The sequence below is a fragment of the Paenibacillus sp. V4I9 genome (assembly GCF_030817295.1).
Lineage (GTDB): Bacteria > Bacillota > Bacilli > Paenibacillales > NBRC-103111 > Paenibacillus_E.
On sequence record NZ_JAUSZE010000001.1, the window covers coordinates 3,234,082 to 3,254,754 of the forward strand.

18 protein-coding genes and 1 pseudogene are annotated in these 20,673 nt (G+C 35.5%); 2 read left to right on the top strand and 17 right to left on the bottom strand.

The annotated features are described in order from the left end of the window. Positions 1–104: 104 nt before the first annotated feature. The 9 genes and pseudogenes from QFZ81_RS15050 to QFZ81_RS15090 form a co-directional block, all read right to left on the bottom strand. A complete protein-coding gene (locus tag QFZ81_RS15050; RefSeq protein WP_307603327.1) occupies positions 105–1,121 on the bottom strand; it encodes a hypothetical protein in 1,017 nt (338 codons plus the stop codon). A gap of 188 nt (positions 1,122–1,309) precedes the next feature. Further along, positions 1,310–1,704 (bottom strand): annotated as a pseudogene (locus tag QFZ81_RS15055) (glutamate--tRNA ligase family protein); the annotation flags it as partial. An 11-nt stretch (positions 1,705–1,715) separates the two neighbouring features. Next, complete coding sequence (locus QFZ81_RS15060) at positions 1,716–2,276, bottom strand: hypothetical protein (RefSeq protein ID WP_307603329.1); 561 nt, start codon at positions 2,274–2,276, stop codon at positions 1,716–1,718. 17 nt (positions 2,277–2,293) lie between these two features. Continuing rightward, a complete protein-coding gene (locus QFZ81_RS15065) occupies positions 2,294–2,911 on the bottom strand; it encodes a hypothetical protein (RefSeq protein ID WP_307603331.1) in 618 nt (205 codons plus the stop codon). A 1,584-nt stretch (positions 2,912–4,495) separates the two neighbouring features. Continuing rightward, positions 4,496–5,068 (bottom strand): hypothetical protein, encoded by a 573-nt coding sequence (locus tag QFZ81_RS15070; protein ID WP_307603333.1) that lies wholly within the window; start codon positions 5,066–5,068, stop codon positions 4,496–4,498. Between the two features lie 16 nt (positions 5,069–5,084). Continuing rightward, positions 5,085–5,654, bottom strand: coding sequence for a M10 family metallopeptidase domain-containing protein (locus QFZ81_RS15075; RefSeq protein WP_307603335.1), 570 nt, complete (start codon positions 5,652–5,654; stop codon positions 5,085–5,087). A 1,187-nt stretch (positions 5,655–6,841) separates the two neighbouring features. After that, on the bottom strand, positions 6,842–7,003 hold the full coding sequence (locus tag QFZ81_RS15080; RefSeq protein WP_307606905.1) for a hypothetical protein: 162 nt from the start codon (positions 7,001–7,003) through the stop codon (positions 6,842–6,844). Positions 7,004–7,151: 148 nt separating this feature from the next. Next, the gene (locus QFZ81_RS15085) at positions 7,152–8,291 is read right to left on the bottom strand and encodes a hypothetical protein (RefSeq protein WP_307603337.1); all 1,140 of its coding nucleotides are present in this window, start codon (positions 8,289–8,291) and stop codon (positions 7,152–7,154) included. Positions 8,292–8,633: 342 nt separating this feature from the next. Further along, positions 8,634–9,359 carry a stalk domain-containing protein gene (locus QFZ81_RS15090; RefSeq protein WP_307603340.1) on the bottom strand — a complete coding sequence of 242 codons (726 nt, stop codon included), beginning with the start codon at positions 9,357–9,359 and terminating at the stop codon, positions 8,634–8,636. Positions 9,360–10,976: 1,617 nt separating this feature from the next. Here QFZ81_RS15090 and QFZ81_RS15095 point away from each other — a divergent pair. Continuing rightward, a complete protein-coding gene (locus tag QFZ81_RS15095) occupies positions 10,977–11,363 on the top strand; it encodes a hypothetical protein (protein WP_307559831.1) in 387 nt (128 codons plus the stop codon). Between the two features lie 52 nt (positions 11,364–11,415). Here QFZ81_RS15095 and QFZ81_RS15100 read toward each other — a convergent pair whose 3' ends face one another. The 6 genes from QFZ81_RS15100 to QFZ81_RS15125 all read right to left on the bottom strand — a co-directional run bounded on the left by QFZ81_RS15100 (position 11,416) and on the right by QFZ81_RS15125 (position 18,139). Further along, a complete protein-coding gene (locus tag QFZ81_RS15100) occupies positions 11,416–12,777 on the bottom strand; it encodes a fibronectin type III domain-containing protein (RefSeq protein ID WP_307603342.1) in 1,362 nt (453 codons plus the stop codon). Between the two features lie 1,744 nt (positions 12,778–14,521). Next, a complete protein-coding gene (gene lepB / locus QFZ81_RS15105) occupies positions 14,522–15,148 on the bottom strand; it encodes a signal peptidase I (RefSeq protein ID WP_307603344.1) in 627 nt (208 codons plus the stop codon). A 62-nt stretch (positions 15,149–15,210) separates the two neighbouring features. Continuing rightward, positions 15,211–15,894 carry a hypothetical protein gene (locus QFZ81_RS15110; protein ID WP_307603345.1) on the bottom strand — a complete coding sequence of 228 codons (684 nt, stop codon included), beginning with the start codon at positions 15,892–15,894 and terminating at the stop codon, positions 15,211–15,213. 15 nt (positions 15,895–15,909) lie between these two features. Further along, on the bottom strand, positions 15,910–16,461 hold the full coding sequence (locus tag QFZ81_RS15115; protein WP_307603347.1) for a hypothetical protein: 552 nt from the start codon (positions 16,459–16,461) through the stop codon (positions 15,910–15,912). Between the two features lie 50 nt (positions 16,462–16,511). After that, positions 16,512–17,054, bottom strand: coding sequence for a transposase (locus tag QFZ81_RS15120; protein WP_483874677.1), 543 nt, complete (start codon positions 17,052–17,054; stop codon positions 16,512–16,514). Positions 17,055–17,587: 533 nt separating this feature from the next. Further along, positions 17,588–18,139 (bottom strand): hypothetical protein, encoded by a 552-nt coding sequence (locus tag QFZ81_RS15125; protein WP_307603349.1) that lies wholly within the window; start codon positions 18,137–18,139, stop codon positions 17,588–17,590. A 150-nt stretch (positions 18,140–18,289) separates the two neighbouring features. Here QFZ81_RS15125 and QFZ81_RS15130 point away from each other — a divergent pair, with 150 nt between their 5' ends. Further along, positions 18,290–18,697, top strand: a complete 408-nt coding sequence (locus QFZ81_RS15130) for a hypothetical protein (RefSeq protein ID WP_307603351.1) — start codon at positions 18,290–18,292, stop codon at positions 18,695–18,697. A gap of 151 nt (positions 18,698–18,848) precedes the next feature. Here QFZ81_RS15130 and QFZ81_RS15135 read toward each other — a convergent pair whose 3' ends face one another. Both QFZ81_RS15135 and QFZ81_RS15140 read right to left on the bottom strand, forming a co-directional pair. Then, positions 18,849–19,709, bottom strand: a complete 861-nt coding sequence (locus QFZ81_RS15135; protein WP_307603353.1) for a protein phosphatase 2C domain-containing protein — start codon at positions 19,707–19,709, stop codon at positions 18,849–18,851. Between the two features lie 347 nt (positions 19,710–20,056). Continuing rightward, positions 20,057–20,635, bottom strand: coding sequence for a hypothetical protein (locus tag QFZ81_RS15140; protein ID WP_307603355.1), 579 nt, complete (start codon positions 20,633–20,635; stop codon positions 20,057–20,059). Positions 20,636–20,673: the final 38 nt, after the last annotated feature.

The following is a 20,673-nucleotide window of genomic DNA, read 5'->3' on the forward strand; positions in this document are numbered from 1 at the left end:
TCTTAAACAAATAAAGTATTGTTTTGTTACAATTTATACAGACGTCTATTAATCTTACTAAGTGGTATGGGCAATGATCGATAGCTCGTAATTGATGAAAAATACTATGAAAATGATATCTTAAGCACTCCTCGCAATATCTTACTTCTTGCTTCATTTTGCAAAATCACTTCAATGACTTGTTTGTTACCATCAACATCTGAAAGTTTAAAAATTATTTTAGGTATACTCTTTTCTAGCATTATCCTAACTTGATTCCAATTAGGAACTCGTATTTGCACTGTTCCCTTTGTTGAAATTTCAAGCCATTGATAGAAATAATTTAGACACAACTCAGATGTAATTCTATTTATGATCCAGTGCAGTATTTCTCTATTGTTAACTTCAAAGAGATTCATATGGTCAATTAATTTGTTTTTAGAATCAATGATTATTTTTTCTATTAGTTGAGTTGCTAGTTCTAACCCTAGAAACTTTCTAGAATTTGTTTCATCCCCTCTAATAACTTTATGGAAATGTGCCGTTTGAAGTAGTGTATGTTTCCAAAAAACATATGCATAAGCAAATGGGCAAATTGGTGGGAACTCCCCTATTTCTTGCTTTCTTAACTCCTGAAGAGTAAGTGTGCAGATTCGATGCTTTTTTAGAAATTTTTTCTTAATAAATCGGTCTATCGTTCTAAAGCAACTTTTATTTTCGATATAGATTTCGTCAATAAACTTCCTACTAATTGCGTATTCATGTCCGGATGCTTGCTTAACTTCGTAACAAAAATACTTGGATCTGATTATTGGATCAAGGCTAAAATCTTCAATAGAAACAGAGCGAGGGACAAATACAAACCGAGTGTCATCATTTCTTCCCTTGCCTTCAATCCATCCAGAGACTGAATTATCAATTATATTCACTGGAAAATTCCATTCAGACCAATGAGTTTCTGTGAAATTAGCTAACTTAAATCCACATTTACAGGTAAACGGATCACTCAGCCCGCTATCACTTAATAAAAATGGAATTTTGGAGAAACAGCTAGGACACGCATTTATCAAATTGGTTTGATGAATCGGACAGTTATGAACCAACGCAAATTGATGTAACCAGCTATGATATCCCATCTTCATACAGTCTGGGCACCAACTCATGAACTGTGGAAACCAGGTCAGAATATGTTCATTAAAATACTCTACAGGTTTTAGAAGATCGGCTGCCTTGTCTTTTTAACTCTCTCTTTTTAATGTCTTTTGGCTCCATGTATCTTATAACGGTACGACTCGGTTAAATACAAGACGGTCACCGGTTTTATCTAGACACTGTTGTTTTCAATCAACAACATCTCCACGTCATCCTCCGGATAGTTGGTTATGACTACCTTCAACGGTTGCACATGACGTTAACAGTTTTTTCTTTTAGATCCTGCCTGAGGCAATGATCCAAGAGAATTATGTCTACCGTGCTTTGGGTTCGGATGCTGCCAATCTCCTCTATAAAGCTGTGTATACTTTATGGCGTGAAGCCTCTTCTTCTAAATCCTCGTAGGGTAGGAAGTCTGGGATCATCCCAACCTTTCACGAGTCCCCCATCTATCAGTTGCCTCAAAAACCGTTTACTTGTAACGACACCTGTTAAGTTCAGCCGACCGAACTCCCTTTGCCGTGGAGGTTCAGGAATCTCAAGCTTTTTTAAGACCCATTCGTACAGGGGCCGCTGCTAATGCTTTAATGGTCGGCTTCATCCGCACCGATTAGATCATAAGAGGTAGGGAAATATGCAGTCCAGCCAGACATATATGCATACATATTGACGCCTATGCTATTATAAATATCGTTTAAACCAACAGCATGTCCAAATTCATGCGTAATCACCCCACGTCGTTGAGGAGATGTATACTGATCTGTTAGATATTTATTAATATTAATAGACCAGTTGTATAAATGACCTGAACTATCAGAGGCAAACATCCAAAATTCGGCCGCTACGTCTGAGTTACTGTCCGAAATCTGATTTACATAACCGGTATAGTTTCCAGTTGATTCGGTAAATGTGACTTTAGACCATCGAGAAGCCGCGCTAGTAACATCACTAACCATAGTAGAATCAAGTGTTGGACTATTATAATATAATACGTTTGTAGCACCTGCATGATTATAATTATCTAGCATCCATTTAACAGTTTCACTACCTGTTTGTGCAGTTGTATGTGCAAAAGCTTGCGTTGGAAAAATGGTAATTATCATAAGTGTTATTACTAGTAATAAATTATTAATGATCCTTTTCATATAAAGTGCCCCTTTCATTACGAATTTTGTTCTTTTACCTTATCCTTGATCTTCTTCGTAAACTTCTCGAGATCCATAACTTGCACTTCTTTATTATTTAGCTTTTTTATTTCTATTTCCACATCTTTTAATTCAACATCCATAATTGCTTGTTTAGTTACCTTGTTATCAAGTACTTTGTAAAAATTTGTTTCTTCTCCGACTAACCAGTAAGTATTATCGAAGCCCTCTGCTTCCCTTAAAAATAAAACTAGTACTTCATCTTTTTTAAAAAGATCATTGTCATTAAAGGAGAATTTACTGTTGCCATGCTGCATCACTTTAATGCTTTGTTTCCCTAAATTTTTAGCATCTTTGTATATTTCTTGAATATCTGCATTAAAAATGGTTTTTGCAACAGTAGGTGTATCAAGTTCATGATCCTTATCCTTAATTTTAATTTTGACAATCAACGTTGCCCTTTTTACAGATTCACTAAAAGGGTAATCTTGTACTTTACCGTGAATATGTCCAGTTTGAGTATTATTTTGAAGAGTCGAAACTTCTTTTGAATTGTTCCCAAATGACAGAACATAACTGCCAGTACCCACTGATAAAGCTAGTACAACTGTAAGGACCAGATATCTCTTTTTCATATGCTTTCCTCCTCAATATTTCATTGAATGGTGATTATTAAATAATCATTGACAGTTTTAAAAACTAGGAAAGCTTTTCATTCCAAACCATATAAACCTCCTTTTTCGTAGGATTGCCCGCTACTATGACATTTACAAAGTAATATCGATGAGTGATAATAAATTATAACGCGATATTAATTTTGTGAAATATCAAAGCATGAGCGTAGTGGCCGTATGCCAAGCTTCCAAATCTAAACTTGGATGCGGCTTCTATAATGGTTTGTAGCAGTTCTGTTTGGTTTATTCATAGATTACAATAATAAAGTAATAATTGGTATAGTCTGGAAGTTGGGTGTTAATTTCAAATAACGACACAAAAATCGCTCTGATTACCCCTTTTGGTAATAGCAAGTTATTCTTATTGATGAATTCCTAAACATAGACAGCGGTTTGTCCCTCAATCATGCGATGACTGAGGGACAAGCACCTGCTTGTCCCGACCACTGTATACAATTGCTAACCTTTGGAGATGAACATTAAAAGACCAATCATTAAAGATCGGTTCTTCTTCTTTAATAGAAGCGAACAAACTCCATGTTGTGAGACGAATTGTGATGAACCTCACTACTAGGGGGAATATCATCAAACGGACAGTTGGCCTTCATGACAGTTTCGCTGGTACTGGGCAATTGTATTTCTCGAAAAATATTCCGGACCTATCGCAGAAAGGAGTCTATCAAGGAAAGTCCACTATTAAAATGAAGCATCTGGAAAGTTAAGAAAATCCACAAACAAGTTTTGGAGAACTCCTAATATCACATCAGTAAAGGAATTTGGTCTATCTAGTAAGTAACAATGTGCAAATAGCCGCCTACTGATAATAAAGAGGCGGCTATTTGCTATGTTTGGGGGTACAGCACAGTCGTTTAGAATGAGATAATGTTCTTGTCAAAATCGAGAATGGGAAAAAATTCTTGTCATTTACCTTTGACAACAACATTATCCCATAATATAAAAATGCCTCGATTTACACGGCAATTAATGAGATAATGTTCTTGTCACCAGACATTTATCTCATTCCCGCATTAACCCCGCGCGAACTTAAAAAAACACCACCTTTTTTTAATGGTGATGTTTATAGAGACAACCTTTTTACATATTGATCAACGTATTTACTAATAGCTTTATTGTCATCTGTTTGGATTATCAAAAAATCTCATCGCTACACTTAGCGGTGTGAAAGATTTCATTTTTCGTAGTGATTTCTTCACGCTTTTTGAACTGATGGCACAAAAGATATTTATCGTTCTTGCTTCTTTTTGCAAAATCACTTCAATGACTTGTTTGTTACCAACATCTGAATAGTGTTTGAAAATATTTTGGGTCTCGATGACAGACGCTGAGGGTTCCGCTAATAGACCGGCTTCTTTCAAAGCTTCGCATATTAGACTTTATCTCATTGCCTCCCAGCTGAAAAAACAAATGAAAAAACACCGCCTTTTTCGTGGCGAAGTTTCTCCCAACTATTAGCGGTTTGCATGTATCCATATAAAAAAAGAATGCCGGAATCCCAGCAACCATCTAAATCAAGTTTGTACCCTATTATAGTTTATACTTTTTCTTAGCGTTTTCTATATCTAAGTCATTATTTACTTCTGTTATTCCATCATTATCTCTAACAATTCCATAAATCTCGCCGGTATCGGGCTTTTTAAGATTAATTACATATTTCTTATCTTTTTTTAATTCGTTATATTCGTCTTGTTTAAGCAATTTTTTACCTTCCTTAGTATCTATAACCGCTATTGGTTCATATACTTTAATCACATCGGATTCTGCAAGTGATAACGTAACTGTTGATTTTTTTAATACTTTATCAACTTTCAACTCCGTTATTGTATAGAAATCTTCAATTGCTGGTGATTTACCTGAATTATCTCCCGGATCTTTAGGAAAGTATTTGACAACAGCTTGACTATCAAATATATCTTTAATTGGTTCTGCTACTACAACTGCATCAGCGTATTCACCAATTTTATCAATAGTTGTTGCATAAACCGTATTCGAATCCCAATTAATAGAAGGAATTGAAACCGAGTTATCGTTCTTTATTCCACATCCACTTACTAAAACCATTACACCAATTGTTACAATAATTATATATCTCTTTGTCATATAAATGTACCTCCTATTATTCTCCCCATGCTGAATATACATCGTTCTTGTCATATGTAGTAGGTGGAATACTCTGTACACCTGAATTCATAATCGAAGATACAGAAATAGCTGGATGATCTAATGAGATGCTATGTCCTACTTCATGTGTCGCATTACCAATAATTTGTTCGGGTGTCATAGATAATTGTCTCATGCTATTATCATACAACGTTACAGTTGAATAAGCCCATGTTTGGTAATTAGCTACTGGGGTTCCTGTGGAATCATAAAAAGATGTCAAGCCGAGATTAACTTTACCTGGTGGGTTAGTCGCTATCCCAATATAATAATCATCTGTTTGTGAAGTGCTGCTAGCATTCTTCCACAAATTTACTTGTGTTGATAAAACATTCCAATTATTGCGAGCTTGATCAAAATGAGTTCCATATCCATAACTAGAAACAGAAGAAGAATAATAAATAGGATGATCAGCTGAAATTCTTCCACCGTTATATATGGTAGCATCACTTTCTTTAGATAGTCCTAAGGTTGTGATAACTCCTAAAGTTAGCACGGCTAAAGTTGCTTTTTTGAACACTTTCAAGAAATATACCTCCCAAATTTATAAAATCCCTTATTAATAAACTAAGGCTGTGACTAATACTAGTCATTTAGACTAACAAAAACAATTCGTAATTATTTCCATGAACAGAAAAATTGATTAGTTGGTCTTTCCAGGAAGCAACAGGGACGAACTCGCCATAATAAGACATCCACACAGCAAGGGATTTTCAGACGCTTAAGAAAACGCCGTCAAGGCGATGAGCATAACCAAAAAACCTGCTGTTAGCTTGAAGTTCATGTTTTGTCTGACCCCTTCGTTTTTGAATTTGCATCTTCTAGACGAAAAGGCCCGTCAGATTGTTGCAATTCCTCTGGTGAAAGATTTCCAAGTTCTTGTCTTACAAAAAAGACAAGAACTTACATCCTTAAAAAATAAAAACCGCGCTGTGTGCGGATCTCTATAGATGTATGTTCTTTTTCTCTTACAGATGATGTCAAGAACATTATCTCATAAATGACAAGAACTTTATCTCATTCCCGCGGCTTGGATCCATCCCGATCCAGACAAAAGAGGGAAAAACCGAAGCTGCCGAATAAGTACCATGTTCAGCCTTTGGGACAATCTTTCTTACCCTAGTGATTAAATTTTCCCAGAGTAAAAAAACCGATTGATAGATTGCTAAATATTGCTTAATTTAACCTAATTATCTTTCTTAGGAAGCAGTGGTATGAACAAGAGTAGAAAAAATAAGATAAATGAGTCGCGACCTAATCTGCCTCTTCCTGTTCTCCAGCTCCATCGATGACCTCCATTGTTTTTCTCGCGCCGTTTCATCTAATACCTCAGCTGGATACGTATATCAAACAAATGTTCCCTAAACAACTTTCAACAAAACAGACATTTTGTTGAAAGTTATTGAAGAACAAAAATTGAGCCGTTCCCTCGCCTCGTTGTTTCGTTCGGTGATATGCTGGCAAGCCACTTTTTGTCGGGTCTCATTAATAGCCGTAAATCGCTCGCAGCTGTCATTATCAATTCGTGATCTGTTTCTATAACTGAAGCGTCCCGATGTTTTTAATGCCGTTAGTTGTTTCAGAAGCTGACAACAACAATGTTGGTGTCGTCGTACATTATATTGAGCTTCTTTTTCTATTTAGAAAAATAAGTTGCTGTAAAAAAGGCAACCGATTAAAGATCGGCTGCCTTGTCATTTTAACTCTCTCTTTTTAAAGTCTTTTGCTCCAAGTATCTTTTAACGGTACGACACGGTTAAATACAAGACGGTCACCGGTTCTATCTAGGCAAAAATATCCATGACGTAAAAATTGGCAATTCTGTTCTGGACGAGCTTGTTTAACGAAAGGTTCCATTAAAACGTCAATTATAATTGATTCATCAGGTTCAGGTTTATTGCACCAAGCAGCATACCGATAATAAAAATGCTAATAGGACACTCAAAATTAGAAATTGAGTGTCCTATTAGCTTAGGGTTAATAAAGATAATGGAATAAGTATCTTTAATTCTGATTATTCAAACTAATTTAAATTTATGCTTACCTGATGGTTGTAATCAGCGGAAAATACGGAAGCATTAATTTTCGCAGCTGCTTGAGTCGTTTCTCCTTTTGTTATCGCTGAAGTATAAGAGCTTGTCCATAAAGTTCCGTTAGGTAAGTTCAAATCATTATAAATATATACATTTGAAAAAGTAGCATATCTCATGTATGATCCTGATTGTAGATAACCATTGTAAGTACCATCGCCACGTGCTAGATAACATATTGATGCCTGTTGAGCTAACTGAACATTTTGTCCTTCATTGGTAAAATATCTACCAGGAGCATACATGCTAATACTTGATATTTCTGAATATGTAATGCCATTAAAAATCGAGAGAATTAGTTGATCATCGTTTGCTTCTACAATCATGTATAGTTTCTGCACTTGATTTTTGTCAATACTAACCGTTGGAGATTGGTACCATCCGTCATCATCTTCCCCTGGTAGACGTTTACCGTCCCACCCGGGCAACCCTAAGTATATAACCGGGAACCAATATCTTCCGCTCGAATCTTCAGTACCTACGCCTAGATCTGCCCCAGAATAGGGCATACCTGTGCTTGGATTTTTAGTATACGCTCCGCCAAATACATATGAGGAACTATCATTTGTTTTATTTAGATATACAGAAGGTAAATCTATTTTCATAGTTGTTGTTGAATATCCCCATTGTGAGATAACATTTCTAATTACACCAGTTGAGTGTTCTTCACTAGGTGACGATGCAAGCGCTGAAACCTCATTTTTTAAATCTCTTGATTTTATTAATTCTTTAGGCTTGTACATATTAAAGTCATGCTTAGGGAGTTCTTTATAACCATCCTGCTTCTTCATTGTACCCTTTTTTACTTTTTCATCATCAGTTTCTCGATCCAATAAACCATTTACTAAATTTCTCAATTGCTCGTTGGATAGATCTTCAGACTGCAATACGTTATCAATAATACTAGTGTACTTTTTCCCAAGATTAGTAATTTCCTCTTTCGAAACTCCTTTATTGATTAGTTTCTTCTCAACCTCAGAGATTTCTTTGTTAGTAGATGTAGCAAATGAAGTAGGTAAAACCACAGAAAAGGTTAGTGTAAAACCTAATGCAACAGCTAAAAGTTTTTTCATTTTCATTGTCTCCTTTTTTTAAGATCCGAATTTTCATTACCTTTATCTCCCACTACTATATTGTAGACGATTATTTACATTTATTGGGTTTATATTTTGTAAATTTTTTCCTTTTTCTAGCTATGTAGGCTCTAAGATAATCAAAAAAAATGGATAAATCATAGAAAACTAGTCCTTATTTGGAGGCAACTGCAAAAGTACACTTTTTTAAAGAAAATAAAAAGCTGAAAAAAACAAGCCTCTAGAATCGCTTCTAAGGCTCGTTTCGCGTTTAAGGATATTCCCAAAAACTACTTCTGCAGCTGTTTCCCTTTAGAAACAATCTTGCAAATTAATAATGATTTATCTTGCGTTTATTTTCTCAGCCAGTTTTGCGCTATCAAGACTAGACATGTTCGAGGTTTTAATAATGTCCCAAAGTATACTTCTTTTAACTCCTAATTTCTCGACCTGGTTGACTGGTATACCAATTTTTAATAATCCATTCTTTGCAATCTCGTCTCTTTGCTGATCAGTCAATTGTCCAGGTTGATAATTTTTACCTAGGTTCATACCAATTCTTAAGACCACGTATTTATAGTTTGAAACATCCTCCTCAGCAAATCCTTCAATTTTAGAGGTTCCCGCTTTATACTCTCCACCGATAGGCATTTTGCTTAATAAAACAGCACTGTCATCGTAAAAATAAAGATTCCCACCTATCACATTATCCAAGTCACTCTGTAACATAAAAGAAACTTTGGTCTTATTTTCTGCTAAGTAAGTAATTAGGTTACCAAATTTCATGTTATTTTCAGCAGTGAACTTTAAACCTTCGTTATTAATAAGAATCTTAGTTAAATTAGAATCATAGTCAACATTTGCGCCGAAATTCTCACTAACAAACCTAACTGGGACGTAAGCATGACCATTGTAGTTTAGACTAGTATATTCTTCTGGTAAGGGAACCTGATTATTATTAATGACATATTTAGCTGGAAATAAAGTAACATCTAATGAAGCCGCAATCACAGTGGTACTGGCTGTAAGCATTATTCCAGACAAGAGACCTAAAGTGAATTTTTTCATTGTATTCCTCCTATATACTTTATTAAATAATTAGTACTTTAAGAATTTTTAACATTATCTTGATGAGATTAACCAAAAAAACACTAGGAGTTTCAAATTTCTAATTAACTCATACTTTGAACAACTGATGACTATATGATTAATTCCCCCTCCCTCTGTTTTTTAATTCATTTTATTATAAACCAAAAAATCCCTTTTTCATATAAAAATGGATATTAACTTTTTGTAATTTTTTATTTAATAGAGCCTGTTCAAAAAACTCCTAATATTGCGTAAAAATAAGGTGTTGCAATACCTTGCAGAAGGGCTGAACATGAAATAGGTATTTGTAATGCCTCGCATTAATGTGCATCCCAAGTGAATAACGTAAAAATCCACAGATTTCTCTATGTTTCTAACGGGTATGTTGATACGAGCTACTCCTGTAATTCTCTTAATTACCTTTTGCTCAAAATTCTTACCAACTTTTTGTGAGACAATGTTTCTTGAACCATCTCAAACAACTCCTTTTTTAATATTTTTTTTGATCGCCTTAAGCGGCTTTCCACAGCGGTCTGAGAAATATTTAAGAAATGGCTAATCTGGCTTCTGATAACAAATCAATCCTATCTTCCAAGTCTGACTTTTCGCGCCCCGGTATGATGGGATGGGTTTATTGACGGGGGTTAAATCCCAATACATACCATCTAAGAGGCGCTCAGATTCCATGAACGTTGCAACTAAAAGCATTATAAGTATTAGACAGTGTAAACGCCAATATAATAAAATATTGTTCCAAATTTGCATAGCTGATTACTTTGCTTTAATCTAAAAATTAGAAATCTTGGAAATATACATCTAATTAGAGGAGGTTGGTTATGAAAAGATGCTAGGTATTGCAATTGCAGTCTCGGTAGTCGTCTGTCTTATAATAGGGACAATAATTATTTTCAACAAACCGGATTATCCAACTCATAAGTTTCTCTTACCAAAGGAATATTCGGGTGGGTAAAAGTTATATTTGATCAATCTGAATATCCTGCTTTGAAACATGAAGAAGGAAATACATTGTATATGAAGTCCCTCCCTCTGGAAAAATTAGAACTCAAGCAGTAACATTACAGGCCCTATGGTTTTTTATTATATTGAGAATAATGGACAAAAAACAAAACTTCCTGATACTGTGATAATGATACATGGCTTAGGAACTTCAACTGGGGAAATAAGGAACACTGATGGCACAACAACTAGACCAGAAAAACTTAATTTTTTGTTGGGACAGAAAAGCAATGGGAGCAAAGCCAACCTCATTAAATCTTTAAGACCCACGGCACTTAGGCCCACACTTTCTATCGTTTGAAATAAAGACCCCTGAAGCCCACATGACAGAACAGGTAATAGCACATCTGAAATAGGTGAGCGTATACGGCAACCTGCTACGCCTTAGCACTTATTCGAATGCCCTCCGATGGCGCTCAGCGTTTGCAGCAACTGCTGGGAGGTATGTCAGGGGGTAAAAACATACTTCAGCGGAAACGATAGCTCATTTAACAGGGTAGTCTTCGTTCAGGTTACAGCGATAAGTTGCTCACCATGAGTCCGGCGTTGAAATTCATTATACGAAAGGAGATATTATAAATGTTCACAAAAGTTGCGATTGTAAGGAAGATTATATCTGGTATTCTAATGTCGTTAATTCTTTCACTAATTCTATTGCTTATTCATGGGTATGCCTCATTTTTCGCTTATTTTATGTACTTTTCAGTTGGTTCCTTAATTATTGGTGTACCCTTTTCAATTGTGACAGATCTGATCCTATCCAAAAAGAAGAAGTCAATAAATTACCTTCTGATGGGACTTATTTTACATCTTGTGTTTGCAGGAATTATTGTTTTTTTGTTTACTTTTACCGAATCCGACGATATTCTTATTTTCTCAAATGTTCTGATAAATTCAGTTTTTGGAGCAGCAGCAGGATTATGGTTAGTTGATAGTTTTTTGAAAAAAATTCAGTTACTTAGATAAAGAAAAAAGGTGTTCATCCTAAGTCAAGTGACTTTGGACGAACACCTTTTTATTAACCGCTAATATCGAATGTCCAACTTGGATAAGGGGGAGCTAGAGCAGCAAAATCAACATCACCGTTTGCTTTTCGTGCGGCATCATGTTGGAAAATCGTTATATAATAACCTAGCGAACGATCATAGAGATAGAATTCGTGTGAAGGTGCTTTATCATGAGAGCCTTTGACCCTCCAATCCCCATCTCGTTCCATCCACGCATCATAATAATAAGTAATATCTGGAGATATGGAATCATAGTACGGGAGACCACAATCTCCTCCCGCACCAAATTGTTTCAAATCTGTTCCATAACTATTTGGTGACAACAAATATAAATCGTAAGCCCCATTGCTGGAAGTACAATTTGCTGTTTTTGAGCTAATAGGGTTGTTATTTGCATCAACAACATGTGTTACACCAGTTCCTGTTCGGTGACCGTATGTACTATAGTATGGTTGATCGAAAGTGACGTCAATGTTTTGTAAAGTTTTGTACTCATTAGACAATACATCATATGATCGGTTGTTACCCAAAAAATAGGTTCCTGACGAGAATGGGTTTGCAACTCTATAGTCAGGAATAAAAGTCATATACCTGAAAGAAAAGTACGGTACCGAACTGAAAGATACAACGTTTGATTCCTTAAGACGGTTTTCCTCCAGATTCGATTGCAAATTACTATCAAGAGTTTTTACAAACTTAATTGCCTCGAACGTATTTTCTAACTTAAGGAGCTCTTCATCCGAAACAGCATTCGCATTATTATATTTCGAATCCTTTTTGATTTTATTAATATCCTCAACATTGAGCTTTTTCTTCCCAATCACGTTATAACGATATTTGGTGCTAGGAGTTACATCTTGATCGGAAAATTGCCTGCCAGAAACACTCGCGATGTGCGAACCATCCCTATAAACTTCGTAAACATTGTCATCATCAGGAATTTCTGGCCAATTTAAAGTGACAGAATTTGAACTAGCTATACTTTCTATAGTCATGTCTGGTATTGTATTCTGATTTTCGTTTTTTAACGACACATTATCAGTGGAAGATTTCGCTTTTGTAGATATCCTTATGGTATCAATTAGTTGGTTTCCATTGTAAGCGACAATAAGATACTTATAAAGCTCGTCTGCTTTAATTGCAGAATCAACAAATGTGTTTTCTGGGGTTTCACCTACAAGTTTACCATCTTTGTATACCTTGTAATTTGTCCCAATCTTTTCCCAACTCAATGTTACAGATGATGCAGAAATTTCAGTCTTAGCTTTAATTTGACCTTTGGCTGGAGCAGCAAAAGAAACAGATGATTGACTAAACAATGTTACTACAATAAATGGCACTGCTAACAAAGATATTGTTTTTTTAATGCTCATTCTATTTTTTCTCCTCCTACTTATATCAATTTTAATCCATACAACCCGTATCCAGTACTCATTGAACATTCAAGTTACTTTAAGAATTGATTGATGTAATGATACCTCCTTAAACTAGAACTATATGATCATTTTTTCCCTCCAATTCCACATTTTAGCATTATTTCAATAGAATAGGATGATCACCTAGACTTATTTAATTGACATATTTTGCGCTAGTAACAAGGCATGCACAGTAAGACCATTGGCCTATTGAAGACAGACAATAAGAGGTAATTTTATTAATCTCATGCCAGCCACGCTGGGGATGCAACGACGCTTAACGTATATTTTCGTTAAAATGTTGTCGGGACCCCTATATGAGTCAAGGCTTCTATCTTAAAAGCTTATGATATTTTAAAAATGCTCATGACTATTGTCATTAGGTATTGTGATAATGAAACTGACATGGTGGGCATTCTTAGTAAGTTAAGATAGATCATATAATTTATTACAAGGGGGTATTTATATGTGGAATAGAAATAAGTCTACTGGACCACGCGGGGGCTATCAACGGGACCTGATTGGACTTTCAACGGGGCCTCGCGGAGGATTATTATCGACAGGCCAGACGGGGGACTTTCAATAGGGCCTGGGGGTGGTCTGTCAACTGGACCAACAGATTATTATGAGTAATGTCCCACCATGGCCTATTTTTTTAAAATAATTGAAAAAATATGGATTAAATCAATATGCTGAAATAATAAGAAAACATCAATTTGTAGTACTCTTGAGTATTTAAAAAAGCAACAGTGGATGTAAGTTCTTGTCCTCTCACACACTATATGAGAACATATCGAACTTATGGATACCATCGCTCCAGCGTTTATCATCTATCCATTTATCCAATGACAACATTAACGATTTATATTCTGTAAGCGCTATCTAAAAGAACTTAAAGTTCACTCACTAGATAATTTTATGGCTATTTATATGTTATGACTCGCATTATCCATATGAACATTCAAACGAAATAAGGTTGGCAAACGCCGATAACTTGAAACTAATGATATTATATCCACAATCAATCTGATTCTTGAATTTAATTATAGGATGCCCCCCTTCGAATATATATATTGTTTGTTTTGTTCTATGTAATAGCTGCGTAAATTAGTTTAAATTACCCAGTGAGAAGCGCGATTAATACATAATGCCCTTAAATTTACACAATCCTGCATTCTAACAACCAAACACAACGTTGCTTACTTTTAGATGGAAACGATCAAAAGTAAATCCCACTTCTCAAAGAGAGCGGGATTCTTTATTTCATCCAATGATGGCTTTGTCCAATTCATGCGCAATAAGTAACCCACCCCTCTCCTATTTTAACTACAACACAATAAGGCAGTGGTGCATCAAGGTCCCCTTTCAGGTTTCAAAAATAAGCTGCGTGTCGCTCAGGCATATCATATAAGTTGGACAAATTTCCTTTCATTAACATAGTTCTTGAAATATTCAGATTCCGCCAATACACCTTTTTAACTATTTGAGATAATGTTCATGTCAAAATCGGGAATGGGATAAAGTTCTAGTCAATTGGCTGCGACAACAACTTTATCTTATAAAACAAATAAACCGCGATTTTACGCGGTATTTAATGAGATAACGTGCTTGTCACCCGACAATTGTTATTAATCTCTATATGCTATATCGGTTGTTTATATTCAAGCAAGATAAAACTTATTGGAGCTAAAATTAGAAGTGCTTATTCAGTAACATATCCTACTACTTTACCTTTGATATATGAATGATCAATAGGACCTATACCGCTGCTGTCAACTGAACCTCTCCACCATTCATCAGGCATGACAAAAACATGATTTTCTGGAACTTTAATGTTTTTAGCCATCGTCAAACCCTCTTCCGACGCGACAGGTTGATTATGGAAAGTTTGATGCCCATAAAAAGTATCTAGTTTTTTATTGTTTATATAAATTTGTCCTTTGCTTATATGAATTACTTCTCCGGGCAACCCGATCACCCTCGAAACTTTTCTTTGATATAATTGGATTTGCTCTTGGTCTGTTATAGAAAAATGCTCTTTGATAAAACTATCCGAAAATTCCATATAGATGATATCTCCCCTATTTATCGCGCTTTTCTCATAGTACGATTGACTAACGACTAGTTTCCTTGGAAAAGTAGTGTCTCTATTCATTGCATCCTCTAAATACTCAAAAATCATATGTTTATCTGGCAATTTGATTACATTGTACTGAGTCTGAGGTTTTTGAGTTGAGATTGTATCTGTAATGACGTTTGAATTAATCGAAGTATTACAAGCACATAAGCATAGAAGTAAAACAAACGTTATATACTTTAATTTATTCATAATCCACTACCCTTCATTTCTAATAAAAATGAAGTTGAGAAATCCTCAACTTCATTTTTTCGCTAATTCATATTTATGATATGAGCATCATTTGGTTCTACTACTAAAAGATTTATATTAAAGTTTTTTATTTTTTCGTATAATGTAATTTTAAGTGAATGCAACAATTTCCCGTCATATGTGAAACTAGACTCCATAATAATTGAGTGTTTTTTGTCAAAAATGACTTGAGTGCTGTTTTTTCCATCTATTTTTTCGTACTTTACTTCAGTTCTTTTTTTCAACTTGTTATCATTAACTTCTTGCTTTATTTTTTCAGTAGTATAGGAACTAAACAATTTGTGGGGAACCACTACATCAGTTCCTTCATTTTTAAATTCTCTTACCATTAAGTCATTTGTTACTTTTGTATATTGATATAAGTTAAGTCCATCCCACACCTCATAGTCACCAGAGAATGGTCCAGTCAATGTGTTCATTCGGTACTCACCATTTGAATTAAACCATACTTCATAATTCGATTCAACTAACCTTCCTTCTGGATCAAGAACATTCTCAGAAAATAAAATATGTTTCATATACTTCTCAGTTTTCACTAATTGTGATGGTGTACCTGCCTCAAGAGGAGTGCTTTTTTTGTCTTGAGAATTATTCTGATTGGTGGAGTCATGAGCAAATACATTAGTACCTATTAATAAAAAAATAATTACTGTAAGGATACTTAAAAATTTAGTGTTTCTTTTCATAATATTCACCTACCATTAATTAAAATTTTGTCTATACCGTTTTGGGAAAAGATGTTCCTTAAGTGGGCCGCTAGGCAAAGTTTTATCATAATTTTTAAGTTCAAAGTAACCAATTACGTAATTGTCACCTAAAGTTACTTTGGCATTCGGATAATAATCCTCTAGTAATGAAGAGTTACTGTTTGTATGTAAATGCCCATTGTGAGCACTGCTATCATACACTGTTGTATATAATAATGATGTAGGGTTTTTGTTAGTACCAATCCAAAGGCGTTCTTGTTCCCATTGATCATATACAGGATAAGTGCCGCAGCCTGTGCAATACGTGTATGTCCCATCAGTATGAACAATATTTGCTGAATTAACAAAGATTGGATCGGGATTCCAGTAGATACTGAAGCTAAAGTGTGTATCTGCATAATAATATTCACAAAATTGATTCGGGCATGGATTACCTGCTGGATACGTTACTGAGTAATTAACAGCTCCTGCAGTATGAGCATCCACTGAAGTAGAGGCATTCATTAACAAAACAATATATGATAAATATAATACTAGTTTTCTCATAGTAACACTTCCTTTTGCTAAATATTTTAACTATCAAAGTGTATCACCTATTATTTTGTTATACCCCACGGATCATCATCCAATTCGTTTTCGATCCGGCGAGCTTCTTGTTCTAACTCCTTGAAATATTCCGAAGGTTTCCTTTCCACAACGACTTTCTCTGTTTTGCTGTTGGAGGCATTGGCCTTTAAATGAGTAGAGTCTACAACGACAATTTCACCCGTCACGATACCTTTCGTGATACACTCCGAAACAATGTGATCGAAGATTTCCTGGAATATCTGACTATCCCTAAACCTCCTGCGACGGTTCTGACTTAACGTAGAATGTTCCGGTACTGCCTCAGTCAGGTCCAGACCAAGAAACCAGCGATAGGCAAGATTTACAACGATATCTTGTTCTAATTTTCTTTCCGAAGGAATTCCAAACAAGTATCCAATGAGCAGCATCTTCATCAAAAGAACAGGATCAATGGATTTACGTCCAATAGGAGAGTAGAGGTGTTGTACTTTTTTGTAAATGAATGAAAAGTCGATTTTATTTTTGATCTCTCGAAGCAAGTGATCTTTAGGTACAAGATCATCCAGACTTATCTACACCCATCATAGCTTAACCCTCCAAATGAAAGACCGTATAGAAATTAATTCTACACGGCCCTTTAAAAAACCTTAATTTTTTTGATCTAAAAGATGAAATCATAGATGAATTACGAAAACTATTGATAGCTGATACTTATATAAATGGAGAGTATAACGCAATCGATAGGTTTAAATCATTACTTGATATCGAGGAAATGTGCTGGATAAGGTATGATCGAACAGAAGATAGAGATGATATTGAATACGTTTAGATTATTATCTTAATCGACGGTTCTGCTTCCTTAGCACTATGGAACAATAATTATTTCAGTAACTATAAACCTAAGAAGTAAAAGAGCTACCTATTGTATATGTAATAGGTAGCTCCTATATTTTATAATGTTACTGAACTAAAGTTTCCGTTAATGACCCGACCAGTCTAATACTTATTTCCTAATCTACGACCAAGCCCCTATAATGAAGCTGTGGCGAGATGAACATAAGAAAAGCACCATCGTGTGATGATGCCTTTGTAACACATTATCTATTTATTTCAAATGCCTTAACAATATTTCTGTCCGTTCTTCTCCTAGCGATTGCAACCAATCAAACAATTGTTTAGACTGTAATAATTTTGTTTCTTCGCCCTGACTGTATCTCAAGTAACCGTCGATTGGCTTACAAATGTATTCCGTTGAATCAGCATTTTTTCTCACATCACACTTATGAGCATATGAAATATAGATATTCTCGCCATTTTTAACATCAATTTGTAATAAGTCTGGATAGCCATATACAACAATATCGTTCTCAACATTATTTTCTGTTGCATTATTTATCCAGTTAACTACATTGGTTATTTTATGCTTTTCCCAAAACCTCTTAGCCTTATAAGTTTTTGTGTACGCACCATGTAAACCTTTGCTGATTTGAATTGAAACAACATCAGCAGTATTCAATCTTTGAGGGATTTCGATGTTTGCAGATTCAACCGAATTAGGCAAATTCAACATCAAAACAACAATCACTAAGCAATACAATTTTCTCATATAATCCCACCCATAACGCTTTGTAGGTATTATTCCCATAAATTTATGCACTAACACATTACTCCATTCTCACTCCACGAACGCTCCACAAGCCTTTCATAGTCGCTCTAAAGGTCTAGAAATAGCATAACCGCATGGATAGTCCATTTATAAATAATTTTCTACCGAGTTGAGCATTTTACCAATTGAGGTGAAATTTGCATGATTAAAAAACTAACTATCAATGTAGTAACTGCTTTCTTTCTTTTGATATTCAATGGAGCAGCTTATGCACAACAACCATCTTTAATGAGCATTAAAACTATTCCTGCTCCTGAAGGTAATTGGGTCTACTTTCCTGAAGGTGATGGACTGATGGTTATTCATGTATCTACCGCATATTCAAATACATTTAAAGTATGGAGAGTTCCTACTGGAACACAGCAATGGGAAAATCGAATTCTTATTTGTAACGAAAAAGGGAACAAATTTGATTGGACTTGTGTCTGGAGATATACCAAGGATGATACTATTCACGATCATTTTGTTGTTGAAGCTTCTGGAGAAGGTGGGAGTATCAAAGGTAGTATTAATGTGACTCGTAGGCATGACGAAAATCATCCTCAATAATTTTTAGTTCACACACCCACTTGCTCTATTCAACACCAGTAGATGGATTCCTACACGCTCTCAAGGGCAAAAGAAAAGCACAACCTCATGGATTGTGCTTTTTTATTGAAACTTCAATTATAATGAACTAACGTATTCGTTAGCGTAATTGCTAATGGAAATTAATCACCATTGCGGTCTTATCGTCTGATTTCTTAAAGCGAATATGTTGAATACACTCAGGATCGCTATCCTCAAGTTCTATTAATTCTTGAGTATAAAGTTTTATACCTTTATTCAATATTCTTTGCGCAACAAAGCTCCAATACGAACTCTGTTCGGGTACGATATTTGTTGGTAAAAACATCCCATCAGTCAACAAAATGATATGTTTTAAATACGTCAGATTAATTTTCCCGTATTCGAAAAAACGAACTGCATCCTTTTCCCCATTTAAAACCCCGTAACCACCATCTGTATTAGCACGATATCGGTTCTTTCTTATTGTATCAATAACGGTTTCATGAAGCTCTTTCTGGCTTTTTAAGCCTTTTGTTATTCCTTCCTGCCATTTAGCGAATGCTGGAGCTTCTAAGTGAGAAACTTGTCTCCATGTTAATGGGCGAACCTCTTCATTAGCATACACGGCTAGAATCATGCAATCCCCTGTCTGTATGAACTCCACACCATCATCCTGAAAACGAACGATTGCCAATGCCGCTCCCCAGAGTTCTTCCTTTTTCTCCAGATCAATATTAGCGAGCACCATTTGTTCCCTAAGAAGATCATTCACCTCAATCATGTGGTTCTTTAAACTTCCAGGATCAGTAACAGATTCGAAGTAGTTTTTCACCAGATTCGCCGCAATAAAACCGCCAGTTTCCTTTTTGGAATTTAGATAGGGTACCAAGGAAGATACACCATCCAAAGCTCCATACAAATTTGCTTTCGGATGCATAATAATAGCATCCTCATTTAGTACCCCAACGCCTTTCTTGGTGATCTCCTCATAAGTAACATTCAAGTTGTTCACCTCTTTCTCAAATTAATCTGTAATATCCTCGATCTATTTTACCATTTTCTCCACTACCAAGTATTGGAACTATCCTGCCCGTTAACACCTGAACTCCTAATTAACAAGCATATTGAAATCCTGCGAATGAGCGAGCATTCGTGAGAAAATCCTTATTCTCTGAGGGAGTTTAATGAAATAAGGAGCTATCCCGAATTCGAGCTTCGATAAAGTAGGTGAATTTGCGTCATAAGACTACAATGTAGGCACATTTGTGCATTTTTAGTTGACACAAATGTGCCTACATAAAAATAAAAAAGCCTGATTTCTCAAGCCTTTGCCGAATAAATTATGTAGGCACTTTTGTGTCATTGGACAGCAACTGTATTAACAAATACCCCATAACCTTTATTCGTCAAATAAAACGGAATGTTTTTATAGGATTGCTCTGTACTAGTTCCGCCATCGCGATTCCACATGTCCACGCTTTGTCCGTTTTTAGTAAATGAAGTAAATCGTTCACCAAGTCCATACACATATTCGCCAACGGATAAATCCAGTTGCTCGCGCACATAGTTGGTCTGATCTGCCGATTTCAAATATCCCATTCCTCGGTTTGAGCTGCTAGTGAGTCGCTTATTATTCCAAAGATAATCAACCGTCCATGGCTGTTCCCTGCGAATAACACTAAGCTGTCCACTTTTCAAGCTCAATGAAGCATCGTTTTCTGTGATTTCTAACGGAGTAGTTTGGTTTTGGTAGATTTCGAAATGAGGGCCCTGATCTTGCTTGCCTTTATGATGCGTCATCCGTACACAGATTACATCGGGCATTGGGGAAGAGTAACGGATAAGCATAAGCGGCGTGTCCAATTGCCCCCCTCTTCCTGCGATGTGCTTTGGTGGAGCATATACATCTAAAGACCAATTGCCATCACTGAATTTCATCTTCTTTACCCTCCATTTGATTTATACCATCATCTTAA

Bases quoted from the DNA above. Each gene is read 5' to 3' on its own strand.
- QFZ81_RS15050 (WP_307603327.1), bottom strand. From the start codon at position 1,121: ATGAAGATGGGATATCATAGCTGGTTACATCAATTTGCGTTGGTTCAT.
- QFZ81_RS15060 (WP_307603329.1), bottom strand. From the start codon at position 2,276: ATGAAAAGGATCATTAATAATTTATTACTAGTAATAACACTTATGATA.
- QFZ81_RS15065 (WP_307603331.1), bottom strand. From the start codon at position 2,911: ATGAAAAAGAGATATCTGGTCCTTACAGTTGTACTAGCTTTATCAGTG.
- QFZ81_RS15070 (WP_307603333.1), bottom strand. From the start codon at position 5,068: ATGACAAAGAGATATATAATTATTGTAACAATTGGTGTAATGGTTTTA.
- QFZ81_RS15085 (WP_307603337.1), bottom strand. From the start codon at position 8,291: ATGAAAAAACTTTTAGCTGTTGCATTAGGTTTTACACTAACCTTTTCT.
- QFZ81_RS15090 (WP_307603340.1), bottom strand. From the start codon at position 9,359: ATGAAAAAATTCACTTTAGGTCTCTTGTCTGGAATAATGCTTACAGCC.
- QFZ81_RS15095 (WP_307559831.1), top strand. From the start codon at position 10,977: ATGTTCACAAAAGTTGCGATTGTAAGGAAGATTATATCTGGTATTCTA.
- QFZ81_RS15100 (WP_307603342.1), bottom strand. From the start codon at position 12,777: ATGAGCATTAAAAAAACAATATCTTTGTTAGCAGTGCCATTTATTGTA.
- lepB (WP_307603344.1), bottom strand. From the start codon at position 15,148: ATGAATAAATTAAAGTATATAACGTTTGTTTTACTTCTATGCTTATGT.
- QFZ81_RS15110 (WP_307603345.1), bottom strand. From the start codon at position 15,894: ATGAAAAGAAACACTAAATTTTTAAGTATCCTTACAGTAATTATTTTT.
- QFZ81_RS15115 (WP_307603347.1), bottom strand. From the start codon at position 16,461: ATGAGAAAACTAGTATTATATTTATCATATATTGTTTTGTTAATGAAT.
- QFZ81_RS15130 (WP_307603351.1), top strand. From the start codon at position 18,290: ATGATTAAAAAACTAACTATCAATGTAGTAACTGCTTTCTTTCTTTTG.
- QFZ81_RS15140 (WP_307603355.1), bottom strand. From the start codon at position 20,635: ATGAAATTCAGTGATGGCAATTGGTCTTTAGATGTATATGCTCCACCA.